This window comes from Natrinema limicola JCM 13563 (assembly GCF_000337475.1).
In the GTDB taxonomy this organism is placed as follows: Archaea; Halobacteriota; Halobacteria; order Halobacteriales; family Natrialbaceae; genus Natrinema; species Natrinema limicola.
The window spans coordinates 1-23819 of the sequence record NZ_AOIT01000027.1; the positions used below are offsets into that span (position 1 = coordinate 1).

The 23819-nt window shown below is 62.0% G+C and carries 25 protein-coding genes and 2 pseudogenes; 13 read left to right on the forward strand and 14 right to left on the reverse strand.

Annotation, left to right across the window (positions count from 1 at the left end):
• Nucleotides 1–18: 18 nt before the first annotated feature.
• From ahaC to ahaH, 5 genes and pseudogenes are all read right to left on the reverse strand, one after another.
• Nucleotides 19–729 (reverse strand): annotated as a pseudogene (gene ahaC, locus C476_RS05630) (ATP synthase A1 subunit C); the annotation flags it as partial.
• The gene (locus C476_RS05635; protein ID WP_008010744.1) at nucleotides 726–1307 is read right to left on the reverse strand and encodes a V-type ATP synthase subunit E; all 582 of its coding nucleotides are present in this window, start codon (nucleotides 1305–1307) and stop codon (nucleotides 726–728) included. The pseudogene ahaC and the gene C476_RS05635, both read right to left, overlap by 4 nt.
• 22 nt (nucleotides 1308–1329) lie before the next feature.
• The gene (locus C476_RS05640) at nucleotides 1330–1575 is read right to left on the reverse strand and encodes a hypothetical protein (protein ID WP_008010747.1); all 246 of its coding nucleotides are present in this window, start codon (nucleotides 1573–1575) and stop codon (nucleotides 1330–1332) included.
• A 2-nt stretch (nucleotides 1576–1577) separates the two neighbouring features.
• A complete protein-coding gene (locus tag C476_RS05645; protein ID WP_049911619.1) occupies nucleotides 1578–3806 on the reverse strand; it encodes a V-type ATP synthase subunit I in 2229 nt (742 codons plus the stop codon).
• On the reverse strand, nucleotides 3793–4125 hold the full coding sequence (gene ahaH / locus C476_RS05650; protein ID WP_008010750.1) for an ATP synthase archaeal subunit H: 333 nt from the start codon (nucleotides 4123–4125) through the stop codon (nucleotides 3793–3795). Before ahaH ends, C476_RS05645 begins: the two co-directional genes overlap by 14 nt.
• 157 nt (nucleotides 4126–4282) lie before the next feature.
• Here ahaH and C476_RS05655 point away from each other — a divergent pair, with 157 nt between their 5' ends.
• Nucleotides 4283–4906, forward strand: a complete 624-nt coding sequence (locus C476_RS05655) for a methyltransferase domain-containing protein (protein WP_008010752.1) — start codon at nucleotides 4283–4285, stop codon at nucleotides 4904–4906.
• A gap of 6 nt (nucleotides 4907–4912) precedes the next feature.
• Here C476_RS05655 and C476_RS05660 read toward each other — a convergent pair whose 3' ends face one another.
• Both C476_RS05660 and C476_RS05665 read right to left on the reverse strand, forming a co-directional pair.
• Complete coding sequence (locus C476_RS05660) at nucleotides 4913–5410, reverse strand: type IV pilin (protein ID WP_049911622.1); 498 nt, start codon at nucleotides 5408–5410, stop codon at nucleotides 4913–4915.
• A 70-nt stretch (nucleotides 5411–5480) separates the two neighbouring features.
• The gene (locus C476_RS05665; protein WP_241430477.1) at nucleotides 5481–6713 is read right to left on the reverse strand and encodes a DUF7096 domain-containing protein; all 1233 of its coding nucleotides are present in this window, start codon (nucleotides 6711–6713) and stop codon (nucleotides 5481–5483) included.
• A 420-nt stretch (nucleotides 6714–7133) separates the two neighbouring features.
• Between C476_RS05665 and C476_RS05670 the strand changes: the two genes are divergently transcribed.
• Entirely contained in the window at nucleotides 7134–8282 is a 1149-nt protein-coding gene (locus C476_RS05670) for a helix-turn-helix transcriptional regulator (protein ID WP_008010759.1), read from the forward strand.
• 32 nt (nucleotides 8283–8314) lie between these two features.
• Here C476_RS05670 and C476_RS05675 read toward each other — a convergent pair whose 3' ends face one another.
• Together C476_RS05675 and C476_RS05680 are read right to left on the reverse strand one after the other, a co-directional pair.
• Nucleotides 8315–9019, reverse strand: coding sequence for a hypothetical protein (locus C476_RS05675; RefSeq protein ID WP_008010761.1), 705 nt, complete (start codon nucleotides 9017–9019; stop codon nucleotides 8315–8317).
• A gap of 189 nt (nucleotides 9020–9208) precedes the next feature.
• Nucleotides 9209–10204: a radical SAM protein gene (locus C476_RS05680; RefSeq protein WP_008010762.1), complete on the reverse strand. Its 996-nt coding sequence runs from the start codon at nucleotides 10202–10204 to the stop codon at nucleotides 9209–9211.
• Nucleotides 10205–10387: 183 nt separating this feature from the next.
• Here C476_RS05680 and C476_RS05685 point away from each other — a divergent pair, with 183 nt between their 5' ends.
• Complete coding sequence (locus C476_RS05685; RefSeq protein WP_008010764.1) at nucleotides 10388–11503, forward strand: DUF373 family protein; 1116 nt, start codon at nucleotides 10388–10390, stop codon at nucleotides 11501–11503.
• 9 nt (nucleotides 11504–11512) lie between these two features.
• On the opposite strand, the gene C476_RS05690 is transcribed toward C476_RS05685, so the two are convergent.
• The 3 genes from C476_RS05690 to C476_RS05700 form a co-directional block, all read right to left on the reverse strand.
• The gene (locus C476_RS05690; protein WP_008010766.1) at nucleotides 11513–12355 is read right to left on the reverse strand and encodes a polyprenyl synthetase family protein; all 843 of its coding nucleotides are present in this window, start codon (nucleotides 12353–12355) and stop codon (nucleotides 11513–11515) included.
• 318 nt (nucleotides 12356–12673) lie between these two features.
• Nucleotides 12674–13627 (reverse strand): electron transfer flavoprotein subunit alpha/FixB family protein, encoded by a 954-nt coding sequence (locus C476_RS05695; RefSeq protein WP_008010767.1) that lies wholly within the window; start codon nucleotides 13625–13627, stop codon nucleotides 12674–12676.
• The gene (locus C476_RS05700) at nucleotides 13624–14415 is read right to left on the reverse strand and encodes an electron transfer flavoprotein subunit beta/FixA family protein (RefSeq protein WP_008010770.1); all 792 of its coding nucleotides are present in this window, start codon (nucleotides 14413–14415) and stop codon (nucleotides 13624–13626) included. Before C476_RS05700 ends, C476_RS05695 begins: the two co-directional genes overlap by 4 nt.
• A 206-nt stretch (nucleotides 14416–14621) precedes the next feature.
• Here C476_RS05700 and C476_RS05705 point away from each other — a divergent pair, with 206 nt between their 5' ends.
• The 4 genes from C476_RS05705 to C476_RS05720 all read left to right on the forward strand — a co-directional run bounded on the left by C476_RS05705 (nucleotide 14622) and on the right by C476_RS05720 (nucleotide 17713).
• The gene (locus C476_RS05705; RefSeq protein ID WP_008010772.1) at nucleotides 14622–15095 is read left to right on the forward strand and encodes a TRAM domain-containing protein; all 474 of its coding nucleotides are present in this window, start codon (nucleotides 14622–14624) and stop codon (nucleotides 15093–15095) included.
• Nucleotides 15096–15368: 273 nt separating this feature from the next.
• Entirely contained in the window at nucleotides 15369–16361 is a 993-nt protein-coding gene (locus C476_RS05710) for an MBL fold metallo-hydrolase (protein WP_008010773.1), read from the forward strand.
• A 203-nt stretch (nucleotides 16362–16564) separates the two neighbouring features.
• Nucleotides 16565–16921: a hypothetical protein gene (locus C476_RS05715; RefSeq protein WP_394295555.1), complete on the forward strand. Its 357-nt coding sequence runs from the start codon at nucleotides 16565–16567 to the stop codon at nucleotides 16919–16921.
• Nucleotides 16922–17254: 333 nt separating this feature from the next.
• Nucleotides 17255–17713: a Tfx family DNA-binding protein gene (locus C476_RS05720; RefSeq protein WP_008010776.1), complete on the forward strand. Its 459-nt coding sequence runs from the start codon at nucleotides 17255–17257 to the stop codon at nucleotides 17711–17713.
• A 16-nt stretch (nucleotides 17714–17729) separates the two neighbouring features.
• Here C476_RS05720 and C476_RS17720 read toward each other — a convergent pair.
• Nucleotides 17730–18039: pseudogene (locus tag C476_RS17720) on the reverse strand (DMT family transporter).
• A 126-nt stretch (nucleotides 18040–18165) separates the two neighbouring features.
• Here C476_RS17720 and C476_RS05725 point away from each other — a divergent pair.
• The 4 genes from C476_RS05725 to C476_RS05740 all read left to right on the forward strand — a co-directional run bounded on the left by C476_RS05725 (nucleotide 18166) and on the right by C476_RS05740 (nucleotide 22042).
• The gene (locus tag C476_RS05725) at nucleotides 18166–18951 is read left to right on the forward strand and encodes an SDR family oxidoreductase (RefSeq protein WP_008010779.1); all 786 of its coding nucleotides are present in this window, start codon (nucleotides 18166–18168) and stop codon (nucleotides 18949–18951) included.
• An 87-nt stretch (nucleotides 18952–19038) separates the two neighbouring features.
• Nucleotides 19039–20007, forward strand: coding sequence for a hypothetical protein (locus tag C476_RS05730; RefSeq protein ID WP_008010783.1), 969 nt, complete (start codon nucleotides 19039–19041; stop codon nucleotides 20005–20007).
• 185 nt (nucleotides 20008–20192) lie between these two features.
• Nucleotides 20193–21620: a sodium-dependent transporter gene (locus C476_RS05735; RefSeq protein WP_008010785.1), complete on the forward strand. Its 1428-nt coding sequence runs from the start codon at nucleotides 20193–20195 to the stop codon at nucleotides 21618–21620.
• 215 nt (nucleotides 21621–21835) lie between these two features.
• Entirely contained in the window at nucleotides 21836–22042 is a 207-nt protein-coding gene (locus C476_RS05740; RefSeq protein WP_008010787.1) for a hypothetical protein, read from the forward strand.
• A 146-nt stretch (nucleotides 22043–22188) separates the two neighbouring features.
• On the opposite strand, the gene ubaA is transcribed toward C476_RS05740, so the two are convergent.
• Nucleotides 22189–23025: an SAMP-activating enzyme E1 gene (gene ubaA, locus C476_RS05745; RefSeq protein WP_008010788.1), complete on the reverse strand. Its 837-nt coding sequence runs from the start codon at nucleotides 23023–23025 to the stop codon at nucleotides 22189–22191.
• A gap of 159 nt (nucleotides 23026–23184) precedes the next feature.
• Here ubaA and C476_RS17725 point away from each other — a divergent pair, with 159 nt between their 5' ends.
• Nucleotides 23185–23370 (forward strand): HVO_0416 family zinc finger protein, encoded by a 186-nt coding sequence (locus C476_RS17725; protein ID WP_083857028.1) that lies wholly within the window; start codon nucleotides 23185–23187, stop codon nucleotides 23368–23370.
• A gap of 233 nt (nucleotides 23371–23603) precedes the next feature.
• Nucleotides 23604–23762, forward strand: a complete 159-nt coding sequence (locus C476_RS19910; protein WP_449289258.1) for a DUF7563 family protein — start codon at nucleotides 23604–23606, stop codon at nucleotides 23760–23762.
• Nucleotides 23763–23819 lie beyond the last annotated feature (57 nt).

Below are 23819 nucleotides of genomic sequence, written 5' to 3' on the forward strand. Positions count from 1 at the left end.
GCGCCATCAGAGATGTGTATAAGAGACAGGGTCGGCACCGCTGCGGGCAAGCCGAAACGCGTTCCGGGCGTTCCGGAAGTCGATCTCGGCCTGCAGGAACTCGATATAGTTCGCGACGGGGCCTTCCTGTGGCTCGTTGCCCGCTCCGCGGGAGAGGTCTTCGAGCAAGTTCTCGTAGAACTCTCGGTCTAAGGCGTTCTCGAGTGGGACGAGCGCGCCCGTCTCTTCGTATTCCTCGAATGCTTCGGTCAGCGCCTCGTAGTACATCGTGCCGTAGAGCACTTCGATCGCGTCCTCGATCGTGTCGGACTCGAGGAGGCGATCGATCGTCCGGTCGTCGAGTTCGCCGGCGCGGATGAGGTCCGTGCGGATCTCCTCGGGATCGCTGTCGGTGTAGATCCCACGGAAGATCGTCTTCAGGTTCCAGACGTCGAACTTCCGGAGGTACCGAGCGATGAGGTCGTAGAGTTTCCCCTGCGACCAGTCGATCATATCCTCGAAGTGCTTTGCGAGGTTGCGGTTGAGCGCGTACTCGATCAGGTCGACGCCCGAAAAGCGCGTTCCGAGCTCGTTGATCTCGCGTTCGTACTCGGTCTCCTCCATGAACCGCGCGATCTCGCTCGGCCCCATCCGGATCAGCTTGCGGTAGTCTTCGTCCGAGAACAGCGAGGCTCGGCGTGACCGGACGCGAGCGTTCACGTATTCCGGATTTGAGGCACCTGCGCTCATTGCTCGAAGAGTCGGTTGCTGATCTCCTGAAGGTTGTCTTCCCACACGTCCTCGAGAACCGAGTCGAACGTGTTGTTGACTCGGACACGGGACTGCTCGCTCTCGACGACGACGCCGCCGAGACAGTCGACGTCACCGGCGTACTCGTAGCCGTCGTACTCGTCGACGATCGACTCGAGTAGCGCCTGATCGTCGCTACGACCGTAGACGCTGACGTCGTCGTCCTCGTCGAACTCGTCGCTTGCGGCCTCGAGCAGCTCGCGGGTCAGCTCCTCGCGAGTGTCGCCCTCGATGGCAGCGAGTTCGTCCTCGACTGCGTCGTTGACCTCACCGAGGACGTCACGGCGCGCCTCCAGGCGCTTCTGTTTCGCCTCCAGCTTCGCACTGGAGAGACGCTGTTCGCGGAGTTGATCGATCTCGCGCTCAACTTCCGCTTCCGCGTCGGCGAGGATCTCCTCGGCGTCTGCCTCAGCGGCCGACTCGATCTCCTCGGCGCGCGTTTCGCCCTCAGCGCGGATGTTCTCCGCACGCGCGTTGGCCTCTTCTCGAATGTCTTTGACGACTGTGTCCAAACTCATTGGTGAAGAAGGGGGTTGGCTTTTAGACGATGAAGACGGTGACCAGGGCGAGGATCACGAGCGTCTCTGGGAGGACGGTCATGATCAGGCCTGGGACGAACATGTCGTCGTCTTCAGCGATCGCGCCGACTGCCGCTGCGCCGATACCGCGCTCTGCGTAACCTGCTGCGAGCGCCGCGAGACCGACAGCAACTGCCGCTGCGCCTGTGTTCTCGAGGGTTGGTCCGGCCGCCTGTGCCGCCTGCAGTGCGATGTCAAGTTCACTCATTGTTAGTAGTCCTCAATGTGGTTTCGATCGGTTCCGAACGGTTCGTAGTTCTCCCCACCGCCTTCATAAAACTTGTTAAAGAATTCGACGTACTCGAGACGAACGGCCTGTAAGCCGGCGCTTGTCACGCCAAGTGCTAGCACGACAACGTGCCCGAGTACGAGAATCACAAGTCCGCCGAGCAGGGCTGCGGTGCCCGAGTGCATGAGGCCGTTGAAGACGACCTCGGCACCCTCGCCGTAGTGTTCGGCGACGTAGCTCGGCTCGTGCGTTCGAAGGAAGTGGAACTCGCCGTTGGGGTCTTCATACGCGCCGAAGAACAGCAGGTTGACCACGAACGCCATGCCGGCCTTCGCGAGCAACACTGCGCCCATCCGGGTGTACGAGATGACGTTCACGACGACGTCGAGCGCTTCGACGGCCTCGACGGGTTCGCTGACGATCAGCATCACGAGGCCGATCAGGAACATGAGCAGCGGTGCTGTCAGCTCGAACCCGAGTCCTGGGACGGTGAACAGTCCCAGTCCGGAGAACCCAGTGAAGCCAATCGGGAACGGTCCGCCGCTTGCGAACGTCTCGAACAGGAAGTCCGGCTTCGTGGCTTGGCCCTGTGTCGAGAAGATCCAGATCCAGATGCCGTTGATCATCAGGATCCACGATCCGCTGTGGAACAGGGCATCCTTGAAGCCGTGGCTAAGGTTCTCGAAGAAGTCCAGGATGTATCCAATGTTGAGGTGGAAAATCCCGGCCAGCACGCTAATGACCATCCAGCCAAGCGCGAAGTCGGCGGCTGCCGGCTCGAGTCCCTTGTTCAGCGGGAGCAGTTCGACGTTGCTCCAGACGACTGCGCCCAGGACGTGCAGGCCGAAGATTTCGCCGTACACGAACCCGAAGATGGTCGTGAACAGACCAGCCCAAACGGCGACACCGCCGAGACTGGAGATCGCGTCGTTGTCGACCTGCGTTACCATGTAGCCCCCGATGGCCATGTAGATGATGCCGTAGCCGGCGTCACCGATCATGAACCCGAAGAACAACGGGAATGTCAGGAACAGGAAGATCGTCGGATCGAACTCGCTGTATTTCGGCATGCTGACTGCCTGCACCAGCACTTCGAACGGCTTTGCCGGACCCGGATTGTCCTGTACCGTCGGCGGCTCGTCGCCCATCGTGACCGCCGATCCGCCGTCGGTAACTGCCTTCTGCTGCTGGTCGTCCGCTTCGGCGGGCGATTCGTCTTCGTCGGCCGCCGGCTGCGTGCCCTCCAGATCCGTTTCAGTGTGGGCGTGTGCGCCGTGGCGGTCGTAATCAGCCCGCTCGAGTTCTTCGATTTCGACGCTGTCGCCGACTGCGTCGGTCAACGCAGCGACGAGTCGGTCGTAGTCGCCGGTCGGGATCCAGCCTTCCGCGACGAACGCGCGATCGGTCGTCGCGAACTGTAGCGGCGCTTCCGCCTGCTGAACCTCCATCGTGAGGTGTTCTTCGACGCGCAGGAGGAAGTCGGCTTCCGCCTGCTTGATCTCCTCGAGCTCCGTGTCGATCTCGTCACGTCGGGTCTCGAGGGACTGCTTTTCGTCCTCGAGGTCGGCGACGTACGCCTCGGGGCTCTGTTCGGTCTCGGGCACCTCGTGGCGGGTGACGTCGACGCCGACGAGCGCGTCGTCGATCGGAGTCTCACCGGCGTCTTCGGTGGGTGCGGCGACGACCGCCACGACGTCACCACCGGTAAACGTCTCGAAGGCCCGAACCTCGTCGGACGCGCCGACGGCTTCGTCGATTGCGTCGACGTTGCCTTCAACGACGACGACGTCGACCGATTCGTACCCCGACAGCAAGTCGAGGTCGATACCCAGTTCGGCAAAGGGCGCGACGCGGTCGATCTTTTCGTCGACCTGCCGCAGTTCGTTGGTGACCTCGCCGCGGCGATCGTCGAGTTCGTTGACCCGCGTGCGGATCTCCTCGAGTCGCGCTTCCCAGCCCTCGTCGATGCTCCCTGGTTCGGCGTCGTCGGCCGACACGTCCAGGGTGCTCTGGAGGGCGCGGACGGTCACCAGCTTCTCGGATGCCTGATCGGCACCGGCGATGGGATTGCCGTTGTCGAACCCCTCCCATGAGCCGTCGTAGTCCGAGAGATGCACCAGGTTCAGTCCGTGGATCGTCTCGATGACCGTGGGCATAACGCCCCGGGAACCGGTCACCGAGACCTTGCTCATCCGTTCAGGTCTGAGCATGGACGTCCTCCTGGAACAGTTCGACGACGTGGTCGGTCACTTCGTCGACCCGGTTTCGGGCGCGCTCGGCGAGTGCCGCGCGCTCCTGTTCGCCTTCTTCGAGGACCTGCTCGCATTCTGCATCGATCTCTTCGCGAGCCTCCTCCAGGCGGCGCTCCTTGAGCTCCTGCGCCTCCTGTTCCGCTTCTGTGCGAATTTCCTCGGCACGTTTCCGGGCCTCGGCTATTCGCTCGTCGCGGTCGTTTTCTGCCAGTGCGACGATCTCGTCGGCCTCGTCTTCGGCCGACTTAATTCGTTCGAGAACCTCTGGCCTCGGCATACTCTAAGCAATCAGACGTTTGCCAGAGCGTGTATATGGTAGTTGCGAAAGTGACTCAGTGGCTGTCGTTCTCGAATATCTGGTAATCACCTATTAGTCGCATCTCATAGCGCCGAGAACAGCAGACATATGTCGATCGGATCGAAATCGATTACTAATGGGACTTCTCGAGAACAAGGCCCGTGCCCGACTGTTTTATAAGTACCTCTCGCGGGTCTACGATCAGGTGAACCCCTTCATCTGGACCGAGGAGATGCGCGACGATGCCCTCTCCCTGCTCGATATCGAGGAGGAGATGACCGTCCTCGACGTCGGCTGTGGGACCGGCTTCGCGACCGAAGGGCTGCTCGAGCACGTCGACGAGGTCTACGCGCTCGACCAGAGCGAACACCAGCTCGAACAGGCCTACGAGAAGTTCGGCAAACACGCACCGCCAGTTCACTTCCATCGGGGTGACGCCGAACGACTCCCGTTTGCGACCGACACGTTCGATGTCGTCTGGTCGTCGGGTTCGATCGAATACTGGCCGAATCCGATCCTCGCACTCAGAGAGTTCCGTCGTGTCCTCAAACCCGGCGGACAGGTGCTCGTCGTCGGTCCGAACTATCCCGACAACGTCGTCAGCCAGCTGTTGGCCGACTCGATCATGCTCTTTTACGACGAGTACGAGGCCGATCAGATGTTCAAGACCGCCGGCTTCGAGGACGTGAAACACGCCTTTATGGGCCCGTCGTACGATCCTGACGTCGCGATCACGACGATCGGCCGCGCGCCGGAATAGCGGCGCTTAGCTCGCCGTCGTCTCGAGCGTCGCTACCTGTCGATCGTCGACGGCGAGTGTGACGGTGACCGAATCACCTGTTGTAAGCGTCGGCCTGTTCGTCCCCGCGATCGAAACGCCGGCGCGTTCTCCTGCTGTCCACGTCGAATCGCTTTTCGCATTGAACGGGCCGTCGGGCGCACCATCGAACCCGCGCGCGCCGACGAACGGAACCGGCGGTTGTGTGGTCAACTCCGTCCCGTTGATTGCGATCGTCACCGACAGCGCCTCGACGTCGATGTCATCTCCTGCGCGGTGTTCGATCACGATCGCGGCGCGGTCGCCGTCAGCCGAGAGCTCGAACGTCGCGGTTGGGCCGGCTGGCTCGAGCGCCCACGCACCAGCACCAACGGCGACGATCGATGCCAGACAGACGGTCAGCGCTAACAGCAGGATGACACCAAGACTTTGGCTGATACCGCGCGACCTGCTCTCGGCGATCGTGCTGGGCTCTTCGTTCGCCATCACGACCGTCTGGCCGCGCATTACCGTATAAAGGTCCGCTTGCCCGTCGACCAGACGCTGGTCGACACCACTAGCTATTCGAAACGGGGACGGTGACGTTGGACCCCGTCGGCCGCTCTACCGTGAGTTCGTATCCGCCACTGGGTGGGACATACCAGAGGCTGCCATCCGCGTTCGTCTCGCCGACGTCGAAGCCGCTGATCGTGATCGTTGCTGTAACTGGCTCGTCGGTCTCTCGGTTGGTTACCGTCACTTTCCGTGGGCCGTTTGCGGCCGTCTTGTTGACGACGATTTCGAGCCCGTCTTTCTGCCACTCTTGCTGCCGAACCGGTGGCAATATCTCTGGGACCAGTGTCTGTAGCTCACGATGAATGTCTCCTGTTCCGCCATCAAGGTACGCTTTGAGCTGGCCTTGCTCGTGGGAGATGTCGATCTGGTACAGCTGCGCCGTCGTGTATTCGCTAACCGACGGTGACTGCCCCGTATCGTACGCCCAGGGATAGAGGTCATCGCTGTGCCCGTATGCCTCCGGGAGATTGGCGAACTGGGTCGACGTCGATGTATCCCGGTTGTCGAATCGAGTCGCTTCGCGGAGGTAGTCCTCGTCGAGGGTCTCGAGAACGTATCCGCTCTCGGATGTCTCGACGGAGATATACTCGATTGCTCCGTTTCCATACGCGCTCGACCAGAGCTGGCCGCGGATTTGGGTGCGATGCATCTTGAGTTTGTCTTGCTGGTCTGCGACCGATAGTGAACTCCCAGAAACACGATCCGAACGCTCTTCGAGTGTATCGAACGCTTCGGAGAGGGCCGCTGCCTCCTGATAATTTCGGAGCAACGTTTTCAGCAATTGTCTACTCGAGAGGTCCCCAGCAGCGTGTGCTCTCACCGCCTGTTTTTCGCGTTCCCTGAGGGTATTCGAGCGGTCTTTCAGCCGGTCGTATGTGGTTTGGAGTACTGCACGCCGCTCTGCGGTGGTTGCATCGTTGAACTGCCGATCGAGCGTGACATACTGGGTGTGATCGATCCGAAGCTCGTCGTCCGTGCTCGCGAGCGCTACACCAAGGTCAGGGCCGTACTCGGCGTACTCGCTTCTGGCTGCTCCCTCGAGTGAGAGCCGGTTCGTCGTATTCGACACTGGCTGGAGTCCAGAGTCGGCCGGGTCGATAGCCGCTACCTCATGCTGAACCGACATCGTTGCGGGTGCGCCTGCTGAAGATCCGGATGTCGCCATCCCTGGGACGGCAGTCAGGGATGAGACGAGAAGTAATGCGAGGAGGGGCGGAATCGAGCGGTTCATCATCGAATCGTAACCTCTCCTGATACAAAAACTGGTCGCACTGCTATTGACCCACGTGGATGAGAAATGAACTGCTGCTAATCACGTGTTAAAACTGAATTAGAAGGGGTCTCCGTCCTCGAGACGCTTCACTTCCGCTGGTAACGCTTTATTTTTCGATGGAAAGTGTTTTTTCCCCCGGGAAACCACCCGTTGATACGCATGCGGGTATCCACCGCCATCACAGTTGCCCTCTCAGCCCTCCTGGTGGCGTCTTTCCTCGGGACGGTGGTCGCTATACCGGGTGCAGCCGCTTCCCCCGCGCCCGAACAGACGGCTGCAGGTCCCGATCGGTCCCGTCCATCACTGGACCACGTCGCGTCCCCGCTTTCGAGTGATTCTCACGCGTTGTCAGTCGATCAGTCGGTATCGGTTCCCACTGCAGTGCAGTCGACTAGTTCGACTCCGGAAGCGACGCCAAAGCAGGTCATTCGGCTCACCGTTCGCGATAATGGGGACGTTCGATGGACAATCGAAAGTCGGTTTCTCCTGACGAACGAGAGCGAAGCTGATTCGTTTCGAGCGTACGCCGAGCAGGTCACGGCCGGCGAGCGAACTGTTGGTCTCTCACCCGAGCAGTTCGAACGCTTCCGTCAGATCGCTCAACAGGAAACCGGTCGCGAGATGTCGATCAAAGATGCCCAGTGGGACGAACCGCGCATCATCGAGTCACCGGCCGACGGTGACGGCAGCGATGAATCGGAGTCCACCACCGAGAACGCCCGGATCGGGGTGATCTCCTATTCGTTTACCTGGACCAACTTTGCGACCGTCGACGGTGATCGACTCCACTTCGGTGATGCGTTTCAGACGGATGATGGAACGTGGATGGGACTGACCGAAGGACAGCGTCTCGTCGTTGAAACACCACCTCAATACGCCCTCGAGACGCCGACATCGCTCACCTGGGATGGTCCCTACGAGTTTACCGCCGACGAACTCGAGATCGTGTTCGTTCGGACTGGAACCCTTCCGTCGTCGATGTCTGGCTGGCTGATCGGGGGTATCCTCGTGCTCATCGCTACCATCGGAACCGGTGGCTACCTGTTGGCGAAACGTGACGGCAAGACCGAGCTTCCGATCCCGATCGATCGACTGCCGTTGCACGAACGGCTCGGATTCGGCGACCGCGATACCGACGAGCACGCTGCTCCAGCGACGGAGACCGCCAGCAGGTCCGAGTCCGTATCCGGATCTGGGGACTCTCTAGCCGGCTCGGAGTCAGCTGGCGGTGCCGTCGCAGGAGAGAGCGATACTGACCGTGGTCGCGGAACCAGTCTCGAGTTCGAGGAATCCACCCATCAGGATGTCGACCCTGAGCTGTTGAGCGACGAGGAGCGCGTCCTCCGCCTGCTCAAACAAAACGGCGGCCGGATGAAACAGGCGTCGATCGTCTCGGAGACCGGCTGGTCGAACGCCAAGGTCTCGCAGTTGCTGTCGAAGATGGATGACGACGGCGAAATCGAGAAACTCCGCATCGGACGGGAGAATCTCATCACGTTGCCCGGCGTCGATCTGACCAATTTCGACTGATCGACCGGATCGTCACCATCCGGGGCCGATACTTAGCTCTCAGTCGATTCCGAATCGGTGGCGGTCGAATTCGAGCCGTCGGCGCTCGTCTCCGGTGTGTACTGAATCTCCGTGCCAACCGAGGCGTAGATGTCGTCCCAGTCTTTGTCTTCGTCCATCAGGAAGACTTCGACGGTCAGGGGGCCAGCGCCGAATTCTTCGATCCCGGCTGGCCGAACGTCGATCGTGAACGTGCCGTTTTCCGTCATTCGGACTTCATCTGTGCGCTCGATGATCTTCTGCTCGTCTTCGTTGATTTTGACGAAGAAGTACGGTTCGCCCTCCACGTCGCCGTGTTCCGGCGGATCGACGTTCTCCATACTGGTATTGGCAACGACTTCGAGATTGAAATTCGAGTATCCGTCACCGCTTTCTGCGGGCACTTTGTCGACGAACGTGACGGACTCGATCCGGTCCTCGCGTTTGTCTTCCAGCGGCCGATTCGGTTCTTCGGGCGGATACCACGCTGCATCGGCGGTATCATCGCCACGATCCGTGCTCGTGTCGTCCTCGGTTCCGTTCGGTTCGGCAGTCGAAGTGGTGTTCGCATCGGCGGATCCGTTTGTGGCTGGTTCGGTCACTGACTTCGTATCGGTCTCGTTTGCCGGTTCACCGGCTGGGATACCCCCGAGGGAACTACACCCGGAGAGAGCCACAAGCAGTGCAACGGCGACAACTGCGGCGTTTCGGAAGTGCATCGTAGTCACGTCTTCCGGGACAGCGTCATTACTACCCCCTCGATAAGTGGTCGCCACTCGACCGACTGCGAATGGATTAGAAACGACTCAAAACGGCTATTTTCGGACGTTGTACGCTGCGGGACGAACATTATACTGTGCAAAAGATCGCTTGGATTGTGCTGCCTTCCCAAAAACCGCTCGTGGTTCCTACGCTAACGGCGTTCGCTCGACGACCTGTCCGTCGTAGGTCGGATACTGCTCGACGATCTCACCGTCCTCGAGATCCCCTTCTTCGATCATCTCCTCTAAGAGCCACCAGGCGACCTCGACGTGGTTCGTCTTGACTGTGTAGAACTCTTCGGGGACGCCAAGTGCCTCGAAGCGTTCAGGGTCGGCATAGGTCTTCCCGTAGACAAGCGTACCGTCGTCGGTGATGTCGTCGAACTCGCGGCGGACGTTGCGGGCCATGCGTTTCAGGCGGCGGCGGTGCTGGGCTGCGTCCTTGAAAACGGAGGTACAGAAGTAGACTCGGTCGTGGTCGCCCATGACCTCGAGGATGTCCTCGCGGTCGCCGTCGACAGCACTCATGTGGTCCTCCTTGAGCTCGTACCCCTGTTCCTGCATCCGACGGTAGTTCCCGTCGCTCATCTCGAACTCGTTGACGTTACAGAACTCCGCTGCGCCCTCATCGAGGAATTCGAGGAACTCCTCCTCGGCGCGGATGCCGGGAATCTCGAAGGCGGGCGTGAGCCCTTCTTCGCGAGCGATATAGAGGATTTCCTCCCATTCGGTGCCATGGAGGTCACCCCACTGTTCGTAGGGCGGGTGGAAGCGAATCTCGTCGAGGCCGGCCTCCGAGAGCCGTCGCATGTTCTCGCGACCGCCCGTAATGCCAGTATAGAGGTGGGTGTGGTGGTCCTCGCCGAACTCGTCTTTCAGGAGCTCGAGGTAGTGACAGGTCCGCCCCAGCGCCTCCTGGGGTTCGCCGCCAGTGATCGATGTGCCGAGTGCGTCCATTCGGTGGGCTTCGGTGAGGACGTCATCGTCGCTTTCGACGAGCCGTTCGTTGGCGTAGACGTCGGTGACGTTTTTGCGATTCTCGCCAAGCGGGCAGTAAAAGCAGTCGCGCTGGTCGCAGTAGCCGTAGACGAACAGCACCATCTTCCCCCCTTTCGCGCACTGCTCACAGCCCTTCGAGATCATTCGAACCAACGTACCCGTCCGAGCCTCAAAAGGGGTACGAATCCACGCCGTCGCTGTGCCCCGTTGATCCGTCTCGTGGGTCGACCCGTTCGAGTGTCTCGATGCGATCCGACGCCTATCGGACACGGACTGGGATGGTCCGTCCCAGAAGACGGAAATAGCGCGGTGTGCAACTATGAGCCGATGCTGCTGGTCCTCTGTGTCGACCTCGACGACGATCTCGGCCGCAAGACCGGCTTTTCGACGCCGGTCATCGGTCGCGACCCAGTCGAGGAGGCGGCCGTCGCCCTCGCGACCGCGGATCCGGAGGACTCGGACGTCAACGTCATCTTCCAGGGATTGCATATCTACGACGATCTCGCCGAGCGCGACGAGAGCGTTGAGGTCGCCGTCGTCACCGGCAACGATCAGGGCGACGTTAGCGCCAACCGCGAGGTCGGTGACGAGGTCGATACCGTCCTCGCGAGCCTCTCGACTGGCGAGGACGTCACTGCGCTCGTGATCACCGACGGTGCACAGGACGAATCCGTCATCCCGATCATCCGCTCGCGGGTCCCTATCGACGGCGTCCGGCGGGTCGTCGTTCGGCAGGCTCAGAACTTGGAGTCGATGTACTACACGATCAAACAGGTGTTAGACGACCCCGAGACGCGCGGGACAGTCCTCATCCCGCTTGGCATTCTCCTGTTGATCTACCCGCTCGCGCTAGTCGGAGCCGTCCTGAACCTCCCCGGGCTCGTACTGGGAACGACATCGACGTTGCTCGGGCTCTATCTCATCTCGCGCGGCCTCGGCCTCGGGGACGTGCTCGACACGGCCGTCGAACGAGCGCGCCGATCGCTGTACGCCGGCCGAACGACCCTGTTTGCGTACGTCGTCGCCGCTGCCCTGTTCGTTCTCGGGGGCGTCAGCGGACACGACAGCCTCGAGGCCGTTCGGTCGTCGTCCGGTGGCGAACTCGAGGCACCCGTCATGCTCGCTGCGCTCGTCTACGGCTCGATCCACTGGTTTGCTGCTGCCGGGCTGACGACAAGCCTCGGTCAGATCACCGACGAGTACATCGCCGGCTCGCTCGAGTGGCGGTATCTCAACGCGCCCTTCTACGTGCTCTCGATCGCGGTCGTCCTTCATGCAGTGAGCGCGTTCTTCCTCGGTACTGTCGAGATGACGTATCTCGCGGTGGCGCTGACCGCAGGGACGGTATTAGGAATTATAAGTACACTTACGTTTGCTGTCGCGGAATCACGACTGTCCGACACGGAGCGCGAGGAGGGAACACAACAGGCTGAGCGGGTCTAACGAGTTGTGTTACCGTTCACGCTGAACGACGAACTCCGCGAGTTCGAGGAGATACTGTCGGGCGTCGGAATCAGCGACCTCGACGCGATCCAAGGCGTCGATCGCGCGGTCGGCTTCCCGCCGGGCGGCGGCGTTGGCCTCGTCCGGCGTGAGATCAGTCACTTGAACGACCGACGGCCGCTCGAGAGCAGCGTCGTGGCCGGTCGGTTTGCCGAGGGCCTCGGGATCGGCGACGGCGTCTAACACGTCGTCTCTGATCTGGAAGGCAACGCCGACCCGTTCTGCGTACTCGCCGAGCGCATCGACGGTGACGGGGTCGGAGTCGGCAGCGATCGCCCCGAGCTCCGCTGCAGCTCGGAATAGCGCGCCGGTCTTCCGACGCGCGAGCGTCATGTACTCGTCTTCGTTGGCTGGCTTGGCTGCCAGTTCGGTCGCCTCGCCGATACCGAGTTCGACCATCGCCTCGGCGACGACGCGCGTCGCGTCTGGATCGGGTGAAAAGAGCGCGAACGCCTCGCCCAGTAAGCCGTCGCTGGTGATAATCGCCGGGCCGTGACCGAACTCGGCCCAGGTGCTGGTCGTCCCGCGGCGCAGTTCGGAGCGATCGATGATGTCGTCGATGACAAGCGACGCCGTATGGACGAGTTCGATACCGACGCCGAACTCGACGGCATCCTCTGCCCGTCCACCCACCGTTTCGCAGGCCAACAGCGTCACCATTGGCCGGACGCGCTTTCCCCCGGAGAGCGCGATATGGCGAACTTCGTTGGAGAGCGTCTCGGGCTCGACCCCTTCGACCACCTCGACGAGGCGCTTTTCGATCAGTGCCCGTCGGCGCTCCAGCAGTTCCATCAACCGCGCTTAGGAGTGGGTAGAAAAGTAGCTGACGGATCCGAAACGAAATTTTTGCACGATTAGTGACTCCTGCGAAAGATACCGACGAAAAACACCGGAAGGGCGCAGCTCTGCCGAGCCCTTGTTCACTCCGTTCACGAGGACGACCGCTCACTCGCGCTGCTCGTTCGCGGTTCGGCTACTGGAATTCGTCGATGAGTTCGGGGACGACGTGCGACCACCTTTTTTCGCTCGGGTCGCTCACGGGTTCGCGACCACTCGCGAAAAAATCTGGATCAAAAAGCCGCTCACTCGCGATGCTCGTTCGCGGTACAGTTACTGGAACTCCTCGATGAGTTCGGGGACGACGTCGAAGAGGTCGTCGACGATCGCGTAGTCGGCAATGTCCATGATCGGCGCGTTGGGGTCGGTGTTGATCGCGACGATCGTATCGGAGCCTTTCATGCCGGCGACGTGCTGAACCGCCCCGGAGATACCGATTGCGATGTAAACGTCGGGCGTGACGACCTTCCCGGACTGGCCGACCTGGCGGTTCTTGGGCAGCCAGCCGTTGTCGACGATCGGACGCGAGGAAGACAGCGTCGCGTCGAGTGCGTCAGCCAGTTCGCGGATCATCTCGAGGTTCTCCTCTTCTTCGATCCCGCGGCCGACCGAGACCAGCAGATCGGCCTCGCTGATGTCGACGTCGCCGCCGCCGACTTCCTCGAAGCCGGTGACAGTCGAGCCGATCGCATCCTCGTCGATGTCGGCGTCGAAAGCTTCGATCGCGGCGTCGCCGGTGCCCTCGGCGGCGGGCCACTCGGCACCGCGGATCGTCACGACGGCGTCGCCCTCGAGTTCGGTTGTCGTCTCGACCTTGCCGCCGTACATCTCGCGGGTGGCGATGAGCGTCTCGCCGTCGGCCTCGAGATCGACGGTGTCGGTGACGACCGGCAGATCGAGCTCGTTTGCGATGGCGGGCGCGTAATCGAGTCCGTTGACGCTGTTGGGTGTCAGGACATACTGCGGGGCGAGCTCGTCGTAGAGTTGCGTGACCGCCTGCGCGTAGACATCGTGGTTGAACTCTTCGCCGTGGTCGACGGTGTGGATCGCGTCGACGCCGTCGCGGTTGAGCTTGTCGGCGAAGTCGTCGACGGTGCCGCTGATGACAGCCAGATGGAGGTCGCCACCGGTTTCGTCGGCGAGTTCGCGGCCGGCGGTGATGAGCTCGTAGCTGACATCGCGGAGGTCACCGCGTCGGTGGTCCGCGACTGCGAGGATGTCGCTCATTGTGCCACCCCCTTCTCGCGGAGCAGTTCACCGAGCTCCCCGGCCGTCTCCTCAGCACTGCCCTCCCAGGTCGTCACGTCGCTTTCGCTTTCGGGCTCGTACATGTCCGTCAGTTCGAGTTCGGTTTCGATCGTGCTTTCGTCGACGCCGATGTCGGCGAGCGTCTGGACGTCGAGTTCCTTGCGCTGGGCCTGCCGAATGCCCCGCAGGCTCGCATACCGGGGCTCGTTGATCCCGGTCTGGATCGTCAGTACTGCCGGAAGCTCGATGTCGGTCAGCTCTTCGACGCCACCCTCGAGTTCGCGTCGGACCGACGCGACGCCGTCCTCGAGATCGTGTTCTAAGTGATTGACGACGGCACCCCACTGGAAGCCGAGCTGTTCGGCGACCGAGACGCCGGTCGCGCCGAAGCTGTCGTCGCCAGCCTGGACGCCGGACAGTACGAGGTCAGGCTCTTCGGCCTCGATGACGGCGCTCAGGATTTCGGTCTTGGCGTTGACGTCGAGTAAGTCGACGCCCTCGAGAGCGTCGTCCCAGACGCGGACGGCACGATCGGCACCTTTCGCGAGTGCCTGCCGGATGGTCTGTTCACAGTCTTCCGGGCCGATGGTGACCGCGACGACCTCGTCGGCGATTCCGTCTTCTTGGAGCTGGACGGCCTCTTCGATCGCGTAGTCGTCCCACTCGTTCAAGTCGGCACCGAGGTACTTGCCCGCGATTTCGGTTCCCTCGATTTCGAACTCGTCTTCGACGGTCGCCACCTCTTTGACCGTAACGAGAATTTTCATCATGGGATAGTGCAACGCCCACCCCGTAAACCTTTTCGAAATCGGAAGCTATTCACCCCCTGTTCAGCTACCATATTTTAATAAATATTCGCGCTGAGTTAGATCTGCTTTCACTATCTCCATTGTTTGCTACCAGCGTTTTGTTCATCTTCCGTCCCCGTCTCGAAGACGGAAACGGTTTAACACCGCCGCCAGTAGTACTGTGCATGGCAGACTGTCCACTCGCCGACGACTGCCCGGAGTTCTCCGAACGGATCTCGGGTATGGGATGCCAACACTACGGCGACCGGGGTGGCAAGGAGTGGTGTAACCACTACAACCAGCCGATCGAGGATCTCAAAACCCAGCCGGTCAAGGCAGGCGAGGAGGTCGTCATCGACGTCGTCGACATGCACGAAAGCGGTGCCGGCGTCGGCCGAACCGAGGACGGGTTCATCGTGATGGTCGACGGCGTCCTGCCGGAAGCGCGCGCTCGCGTCGAGATTACGCGAGTCCACAGCAATCACGCACGGGCGGAGGAACTCGAACTCCTCCCGATGGAGGCCGACGAGGCCGACGAGGACGGTGACGGTGAGGACGACGAGTCCGCAACGGCAGACGGCGTCGATGACGAATCCGATGACGGTCGCTCGCCCGACCGTGAGCGGCTCGGTAGCCGCGAGAACTTCTGGGGCTCCTAGCGTCTCGAGTGGACAGTCGACGCGAGTCGTGGCGAGTCCGGACAGGACGAGACAACCGCTGATACGGCTGACGGCATCGACGTCTCGATTGTAGTCATCGCTGCCCCTCCCGACCGCACGGTGGCGGCCGCTCTCGTCGCGGTCACTGTCCTTGTCGCTGCAATAGCAATACCTATTCTTTGCGTGCGAGAATCCGACTGGTCGCGAACACGGTCTCGGCTTTCCCGTACCGCTTCAGGTAACGTTTTCTCGACGAGCGTGTGATACGTGTTCATGGAACGGCTCTCCCTGTCGAACGCTGCGTTCGAAGGTGATAACAACGCATATCTGTTCGCGGATGGTTCGGCGGTGACGCTGATCGATACTGGCGATTGGATGGCGACGACTCGCGAACAACTCGAGACAGCACTTTCCCAGCACGGCCTCGGGCTGGCGGATATCGACCGGATCCTTCTGACTCACTGGCATCACGACCACTGCGGACTGGCCGGCGAGATTCAGGCCGAAAGCGGCGCTGACGTGTACGTCCACGCCGCCGACGCGGCGCTCGTCGAGGGCGACGAAGCGGCCTGGAACGCGATGGACGACCGTTACCGGCAGTACTTCGAAAAGTGGGGAATGCCCGAAGACAAACAGGCAGCCCTTCGTGAGCGGTTGACCGACGGCGAGACGACTGTCGAGACACCGACGGTCACCACGTTCGAGGACGGCGAGACGTTCTCGGTCACCGACAGCGACCTCGAGGTCGTTCACACCTCCGGCCATGCCGCTGGGCTCTGTATGTTCGAGGCAGCCATCGACGGCGAGCGCCAGGTCTTTGCCGGCGATGCACTGTTGCCAGTCTATACGCCCAACGTCGGCGGTGCAGACATCCGCGTCGACCGACCGCTCGAGAAGTATCTCCGCGCGCTACAGGGAATCGTCGACGCCGACTACGACCGCGCGTGGCCGGGGCATCGGACGCCGATCGATGACCCGGCTGGTCGTGCTCAGTACATCATCGAGCACCACGAAGAGCGTTCCTGGCGGGTTCTCAACGCGCTGGACCGACGCGGCTCCTGTGATACCTGGACCGTCAGCGCCGACCTATTCGGAGAACTCGAGGACATTCACATCCTCCACGGACCCGGCGAGGCTTACGCGCACCTCGAGCACTTAGCGCGCGAGGGGACCGTCGTCAGAGAGGGAACCGAGTATCGGCTCGCTGATGGTGTCGCTGACGCGCTCACCGAGCTCGAGGGGGAGCGCTGGCCGCTCGCGTATTGATGCGAACTCCTGTTACCCATTTCTGGTGCAACCACGACCTGTTCTGCGGTTGCACGAGAACCGTTATAACAGATCGTATGAGCCGGTGTCAGTGCTCAAACACGGCCACACGTCGCGTCTCCGGGTGCCCGTAGCGATCGATCGGTGCTTCGATCTCGTCTGACACCGAGAAGTATTTACTCGCCACTGAGTTAGGAATGTGTATGATGTGGCAAGATCTCGTCTTCCTGGCTGGGAGCGTTCTGTCGATCGCCTTTCTCGCCCCGACAGTGCGTGATACGACGGCGAACGTGCCGCTTGGCTCGAGCGTGCCGTCGATGACGATCGGCGCGATTTATGCGGGAACGTACGCGACGATGGGGATGTCGTTTTCGGCACTGGGGTCGCTTGGCGTCGCGACGATGTGGTCGCTGATCGTCTCCTATCGCTCGCCAGGCCCACACGACGGGCCTGCGAACGTCGTCCGGTTTGGCCGCTCGCTGGTCCGGCGCGCATCCCAGTCTCTGATCGGGTCGTCGACCGAACACGACCAGCCCGTCTCCGGTCGCTCCGCCGACTAATACTACTGGACAGAAGTCAATACGAAACCGGTCGCGAATTCGCGGCCGTCCCCATAGGTGACGGCCGCATACGTGCGGCCGGCTTCACNATACGAAACCGGTCGCGAATTCGCGGCCGTCCCCATAGGTGACGGCCGCATACGTGCGGCCGGCTTCACGTCGTTCTGTCCAGCAGTATAACGGTGACTGGGTTCGTTCTCCACACACCGTCGTCCGACGTTCGTCCCACCATCGCAGTCGTCCAGTGCCGGGACCGTGGAAGCTTTGATCCCACCGACAGCTAGAGGGTACTATGGCCACGCGAGCCTGTAACGTCGGCGGAGGCGGGTCGCCGTGATCGACGAGGTTGCGGACCTCCTCGAGGAAATCGGGTTCGATCCCGAGACCAGCGTGTTGACCTACCGGCAGGCACAGGTGCTCGCGTTACGCGAACGCGACGTCTCGCAGGCCGACATCGCCGAGGCGCTGGGCACCTCTCGAGCGAACGTCTCATCGATCGAGTCAAGCGCCCGCGAGAACGTCGCGAAAGCCCGTGAGACGGTCGCGTTTGCGGAGGCGCTTCGTGCGCCGGTTCGGGTTCGCGTTCCTGCCGGCACCGACCTCTATGACGTGCCCGAACTGGTCTACGACGCCTGCGATGAGGCCGGCGTCAAGGTCGATTACACCGCACCGGATCTGATGAAGGTCGTCAGCGACGCTGCCGGCACCGCGGTTACCGGCCGACAGGTATCGACGCCGTTGATCGTCGGCGTCACGTCGGAGGGAATGGTTCGGGTCCGCCACCAGGACTGAGACGGACCCCTGTCAGTCAGTGCCCGCTCGAGATGACGTTGAGGCCCACGACCCCGACGACGATACAGCAAACAAACGCGACCCGGGCGGCCGTTGCTGATTCGTCGGACAGCCCGATTTCGAGCGTTGCCGTCCCGACCCCGCCGATCCCGTCCAGACAGCGTACGCGGTGCCGATCGGCAAGTTCTGAACCGCGTGCGCGAGCAACCAGCTACTCAGAACGAGGCGATCGCTGTTCCAGCTGTCGGCATCGGTTTCGAGAGGCCATCGGAGTCGTCGAGACCGATCGCCCATGCGGTTTCGAACAGTCCCGCAACGAACAGCAGCGGTCATGACATCGGTGCTATCCAGTCCGTTTTCGTCGACCGATAGTGTCGCGATTCTCGACGGCTACGGCGAGCCCACCTGCCGGCTCCCCGAGAGATTTGTACGCGCCTGTCGTCGAGTCAGGCATGGATCTCGAACTCGACGGCACTTCGGCGTTGGTGACCGCTGCCTCGAGCGGCCTGGGTTTTGCGAGCGCACAGGCACTCGCCGAAGAAGGCGCGAACGTCGCAATCTGTGGCCGCGACGCGGCGCGACTCGCGGACGCGCGCGACGACCTCGTCGCGACGGCCTCGGGCGACGTGCTTGCGGTACAGGCCGACCTGACTGACCCGGACGATGTCTCCCACCTCGTCCGCGAGACGGTCGACGCCTTCGGTGGCCTCGACCATCTCGTCACGTCCTCGGGTGGGCCGCCGAGTACGACCTTCCTCGAGACCGACGAGCAGGACTGGTACCAGGCTTACGACCTGCTGGTGATGAGCGTCGTCTGGACGATCGAGGAGAGCTACGAGCACCTGCTCGAGTCCGACCACGGGACGATCACCTGTATCACTTCCAGAACCGTCCGGGAGGTCGCCGACGGCCTCCTGCTCTCGAACTCGGTACGCCGCGGCGTGATCGGCCTCGTCAAGACGATTTCTCGGGAGTTCGCCCCCGAGATCCGCGCAAACGCGGTGTTGCCGGGGACAATCGAAACGGCTCGCATCGAGGAACTTATCGATGCCAGGGTCGAACGAGGGACCTACAGCGACTACGAGGAGGGACTGACGGCGATGGCCGGCGACATCCCGATGGACCGCATCGGCGAGCCCCGCGAGCTCGGCGACGTCGTCGCCTTCCTCTCGAGTCCCCGCGCGAGTTTCGTCAACGGAGCCGAGGTTCCGATCGACGGCGGCCTGCTTCGGAGCTAAATACCGATGTCCGTTCGCCACGCCGACCGCCAGGACTCGCGTGTCGAACCGTAACCCACTCCCGTCCCCTCGAGCGAAGATCGGTGTGTGTACGGTCCGGTTCGATTCGTCGGCTACGTCGCGTTGCTCGTTACGCCCGCCGCGTTACTCCTTGGTGCCGTTCGCGCGCCGCCCGATCTCTCGATCGGACTCCTGAGCGTTCCGTTCGGGGTCGCGCTCGCAGGCACTGTCGTCGCCGAAACGGAGCGCCAGCGCCTCTCGAGCGCCGACGCGATCGGTCTCGATCGAACGGATACCGTCGATGCGCTCGCAGTTGCCACGGCGGCAGTCCTGACGTACGGGCTGAGCGTTCACGCCGGCCTCGGACCGATTCGTGCCTCTGCGCTCGTCGGACTGGCCGTCGGCATCGGACTCCCGCGAGTCGACGGCGCGGCCTACTGCGGGTCGTTCGTCGGGATGGTCTCTCCGGCCGTCCTGCCGTCGCTCGAGGGAGTCGCACTCGCGGGGACGGTTGCCGGGCTCGCGTTCGTCGCGACGGCGGGCGTCTTCGGCGGTTTCGGTGGCAAATACGGCACGCTCGCACTCTTTGGCTGTCTCACGACCGGTTCCCTGCTCGGTGCCGACTACGCCGCTGGCAGTACACTCGTCTGGGACGTTGTACCTGCGATCGTCGCAGTCGCCGTCGTCGCAGCGGTCGCAACTGTCGTGTTACGCACGCACGCCGGCGCGAGCGCGGTTATCGCGTCCGCAACGGTCGGGTTGGCTGCTGGTCTCGCGTTCCCCGTCTTCCTCCCCACAGTGGGGCCAACGCTGGCTGCCGTCGCCTTCTGTGCCTCGTTCGTCGGGATGTCGAGTGCCGACCGGCTCGAGACCCTCGGTCAAGTCGCGGGGGCCGGCCTCGTCTGTGGGCTTGTCTACGTCGTCGTCGCGCCTGCTCTCGCCGGTGCGGGCGGCAAACTCGGAACGACCGCGTTCGTCTCCTGTCTCGCCGTCGCCGGCGCGCTCGAGTTGCCGGCTCTCATGCGCTCGCGCGTCGGCCCGTCTCCGCTACGCTGATACCAATTGTCGGAATATATACTATTCGAACCGGCAGCTGAAACGGGACCACGCGATTCGGCAACGGTGCCTGCGAACTTCCGGGTTATGCGTCCGTTCGGAGTCCCGAATTCCGTGTCACTGCGAATGAGTTGACCCACCGATTGACAATCCTTATGCGCGCCGAGTCGATTCCCTGAGACAGGATGGTACGTGAGAGTTGGGCGAGTCGCGCCGGATTCATCCTGGCCGCGGTCGGAAGCGCGATCGGCCTGGGGAACATCTGGCGATTCCCCTGGATGACCGCGGAGAACGGCGGGAGCGCCTTTCTACTGTTGTATCTGCTCATCGTCCTCGTCGTCGGGGTGCCGGGGCTGCTGGCCGCGTTCGTGATCGGTCGACGGTCGAATCGGAACCCAGTGGGGGCGTTCAAATCGCTCGCCGGATCGCGTTTCTGGACGGCGTTGGGCGCGCTTTGTGTCGTCACCTCGATCATGCTGATGTCGTTCTACAGCGTCGTCGGCGGGTGGATCCTTCGGTACTTCCTCGAGAGCGCGACGGGTGCCTATTTCGCGGCTCCCGAAACCCACTTCGCGGCGATCAGCTACGGTGCCGAAGCGTTCGGCTACCAACTTGCCGTCCTCGCGGCCACGTCCCTGATCGTCGCTGCGGGGATCAGACGCGGCATCGAGACGACGACGAAGGTGATGATGCCCGGCATCGTCGTGTTGCTCGTCGGACTTGCGATCTGGGCGGCCCGACAACCCGGCGCCGCGCAGGGATACGAGTTCTACCTCGAGTTCGACGGCGCCTACCTCGCGGAGAACTTCCTCCCGGTACTGGGATCGGCCGCCGGCCAGGCGCTGTTCACCCTCTCGATCGGCAGCGGGACGATGATCACCTACGCCTCCTACGTCGACGACAATCGCTCGTTGCCCCTCGACGCCTCGGCCATCGCCGTGCTCAATCTCGGTATCGGCATCCTGGCCGGACTCGTGGTGTTTCCATTGCTGTTCTCGTTCGCGCCGGGACCGACCGAGGGCGGCCCCGGCGCCCTGTTCATCGGGATCGCCGGCGCGTTCGCAAGCCTGCCCGGCGGGCGACTGCTCGGCGCGGTCTTTTTCCTCGTCGTTCTCCTCGCAGCCCTGACGAGTCTCATCAGCATGCTCGAGATTCCGGTCTCGTTCCTGGTCGACGAGTTCGATCTCGAGCGGTCGACGGCGACCCGGGGGCTGTTCGCGCTGGTCGCACTCACCGGCGGCGTGAACGCGTTCAGCCCCGCGGTGTTTACGCTGTTCGCGGACCACCTCGTCGATCTCCTCCTAGTGCTCGGCCTGACCGGGTTCATGGTCTATACGGCCTGGGTCCTCGGCCCGGCCGCGGTCGAGGAGTACCTCGAAGGTGCGGGACCGCTCTCACGCCAACTGGTGGTCCCGTGGCGGTACGCGATCGGGACCCTCTTCCCGGCGTTTCTCCTCTTTACGTTCTACGCCGACGTCGCAGCCCTCGTCGGACTCTCCGCGGGAACGGGACTGTTGGTGGTCGCGGCGCTGCTGACGGTGATGGCGCTCGTCTTCGTGGCCCGCCGTTCCGTCTCCGAAAACCGACCGCAACCGAGCGAGAGCGCGGACTGATTGCGACGAGTCGCTCGGTGCGAGCCGAACGTTTGTCGGCTCGTTCGCTCGCGGTGAGCATACGTACCCTTCCTGTCCTGTCCGTACTGCCGAGTGCCGTGTCCGAGAAAGACAGGAAGGTCGGACGGGCGAGCTCGAGTAGCTGTAACCGACTATGGTGATCGAACAGATGTAAATAAGAAATATAGTAACGCATATAAATATAAATATAGTACATGAAAACAGCCGAGTGGATACTTGTCACGATTACCTTTTTATTATCGGTTATCGCGTTCGAACTCGCATTGATCCTCGATGGAATCGGGTCCAGTCCCACCGGACTGGTGATCGCACCTATTGTCCTGTTTCTGGTCGGAATCCCTGCTTATGTCGTCGTATATGGTGGCTATCTTCTCGTATCGAATATCATCGAGCCGACCTAGGTTCGATCAGGAGTATCGATCGTGTTTCCGTGGGCTGATCGGTACTCGTCCGTTATGCCGTACCCGCATTTACCGTCTGGTTCGCGGCTCCCTCACTCCCGAAATCGCACTCCTGGGTGGGTAAAACTCGAGACACGGCTCGCCAGTCAGTCCGCCGAAATCTCGCAGGTTCCCTCGTAGGCGACGTCCTCGACGGACTCGATCTCGGGGTCGTCCCCACAGACCGGACACGCCGGGTTCGACTGGACCGGAACTTCCTCGAAGGTCATGCCCATCGCATCGTACATCAGCAGGCGGCCCTCGAGCAGGTCGCCTTTCCCGATGAGGTATTTGACGACCTCGGTGGCTTGGATGCAGCCGACGGTGCCCGGGAGGACGCCGAGGACACCCGTGGTCGCACAGTCGGGGACGGTCCCGGGTTCGGGGGCTTCGGGGAAGATACACCGGTAACACGGTGGGTCGTCGTCCCCACCGCGATCGTTGGTAAACGACGTGAGCTGGCCCTCGAACCGGTAGATCGCGCCGTGGAACAGCGGTGTCTCGGTGAGCACACAGTGGTCGTTGAGCAGGTACCGGGTGGCGAAGTTGTCGCTGGCATCGAGGACGACGTCGTAGTCGGCGACCAGTTCGTCGACGTTCGCCGCGGTGATGCGGGTTTCGTGTGTCTCGACGTCGATATCCGGATTCAGCGCCGCGACGTAATCGGCCGCGCTTTCGACTTTCGGTCGGCCGACGTCGTCGTCCCCGTGGACGATCTGGCGTTGTAAGTTCGAGCGTTCGACGACGTCGTCGTCGACGATCCCCAGCCGACCGACGCCGGCTGCTGCCAGATACTGAATTGCTGGCGAGCCGAGCCCGCCAGCGCCGACGATCAGGACTGATCCCTCGAGCAGCCGCTGTTGACCGTCAGGACCGATTTCGTCCATGATGACGTGTCTCGAGTAGCGATCGAGTTGGGTGGCATCGAGGCGGAGATCGCTCATACCGTAGTATTCGGACGAGACCGAGAAAAGGACGCGGGTCGTTTGGCTCGCTTGGCACGTGGTGGATCGGTTTTGTCGTTTCGCCAGCGTGGGCTTGTGGAGGGGGCAGTATCTTCACCGACCCAACGATTTATTACTGTGGTGTACGTTCACACACCTATGGCAACCTCACCCAATGATGCCGGTGACGACGTCATCGATCAATTCCTCGCCGATCGCGGTCACTCGGTCGAACCAGTAGGGTGGGAACAAGAGTATAACAAAAAGCAGTGTCCGGAGTGTGGCGGTCTTCACGATCCGTCCGCCAGCGCCTGTACCGTCTGTGGCTGGGAACCAGCGTCGTAAGCCGTCTTTTTCGCCGGGGACACGGCACACACTGCTGTCGTGATCCGTCCCAGCCGTCGCACTCATACGGACTCCTGTCAGTCAGTGTCGGGGGACCGTAACCCGCACTGCGGGCCCACCGGTACATCGGGACAGCAGCCCGTATCAGTGGAACTAGCGCGCTCGCCGTCGTTTATCATGTTACATACAATATAATTATAGGTCACTATTCGTTACTGTCAATTGAACTTACTATGCCGGAATGCCAGAACTGTGGCGCGTTCGTTACCAAACGATACGCACGAGTATTCACCCCACGCGGCGTCGACGAGCCACGCGTATGTCCAGACTGTCAGGATAAAATCCGCGACGGTGCTGACGTCCGCGAGGCCCGCTCTGCGCGCGATCCGTGAGCACTCGTTTCTGTCGACGAAAACCCACGTCACTTATGCGTGTCGCGCTCTTGTACA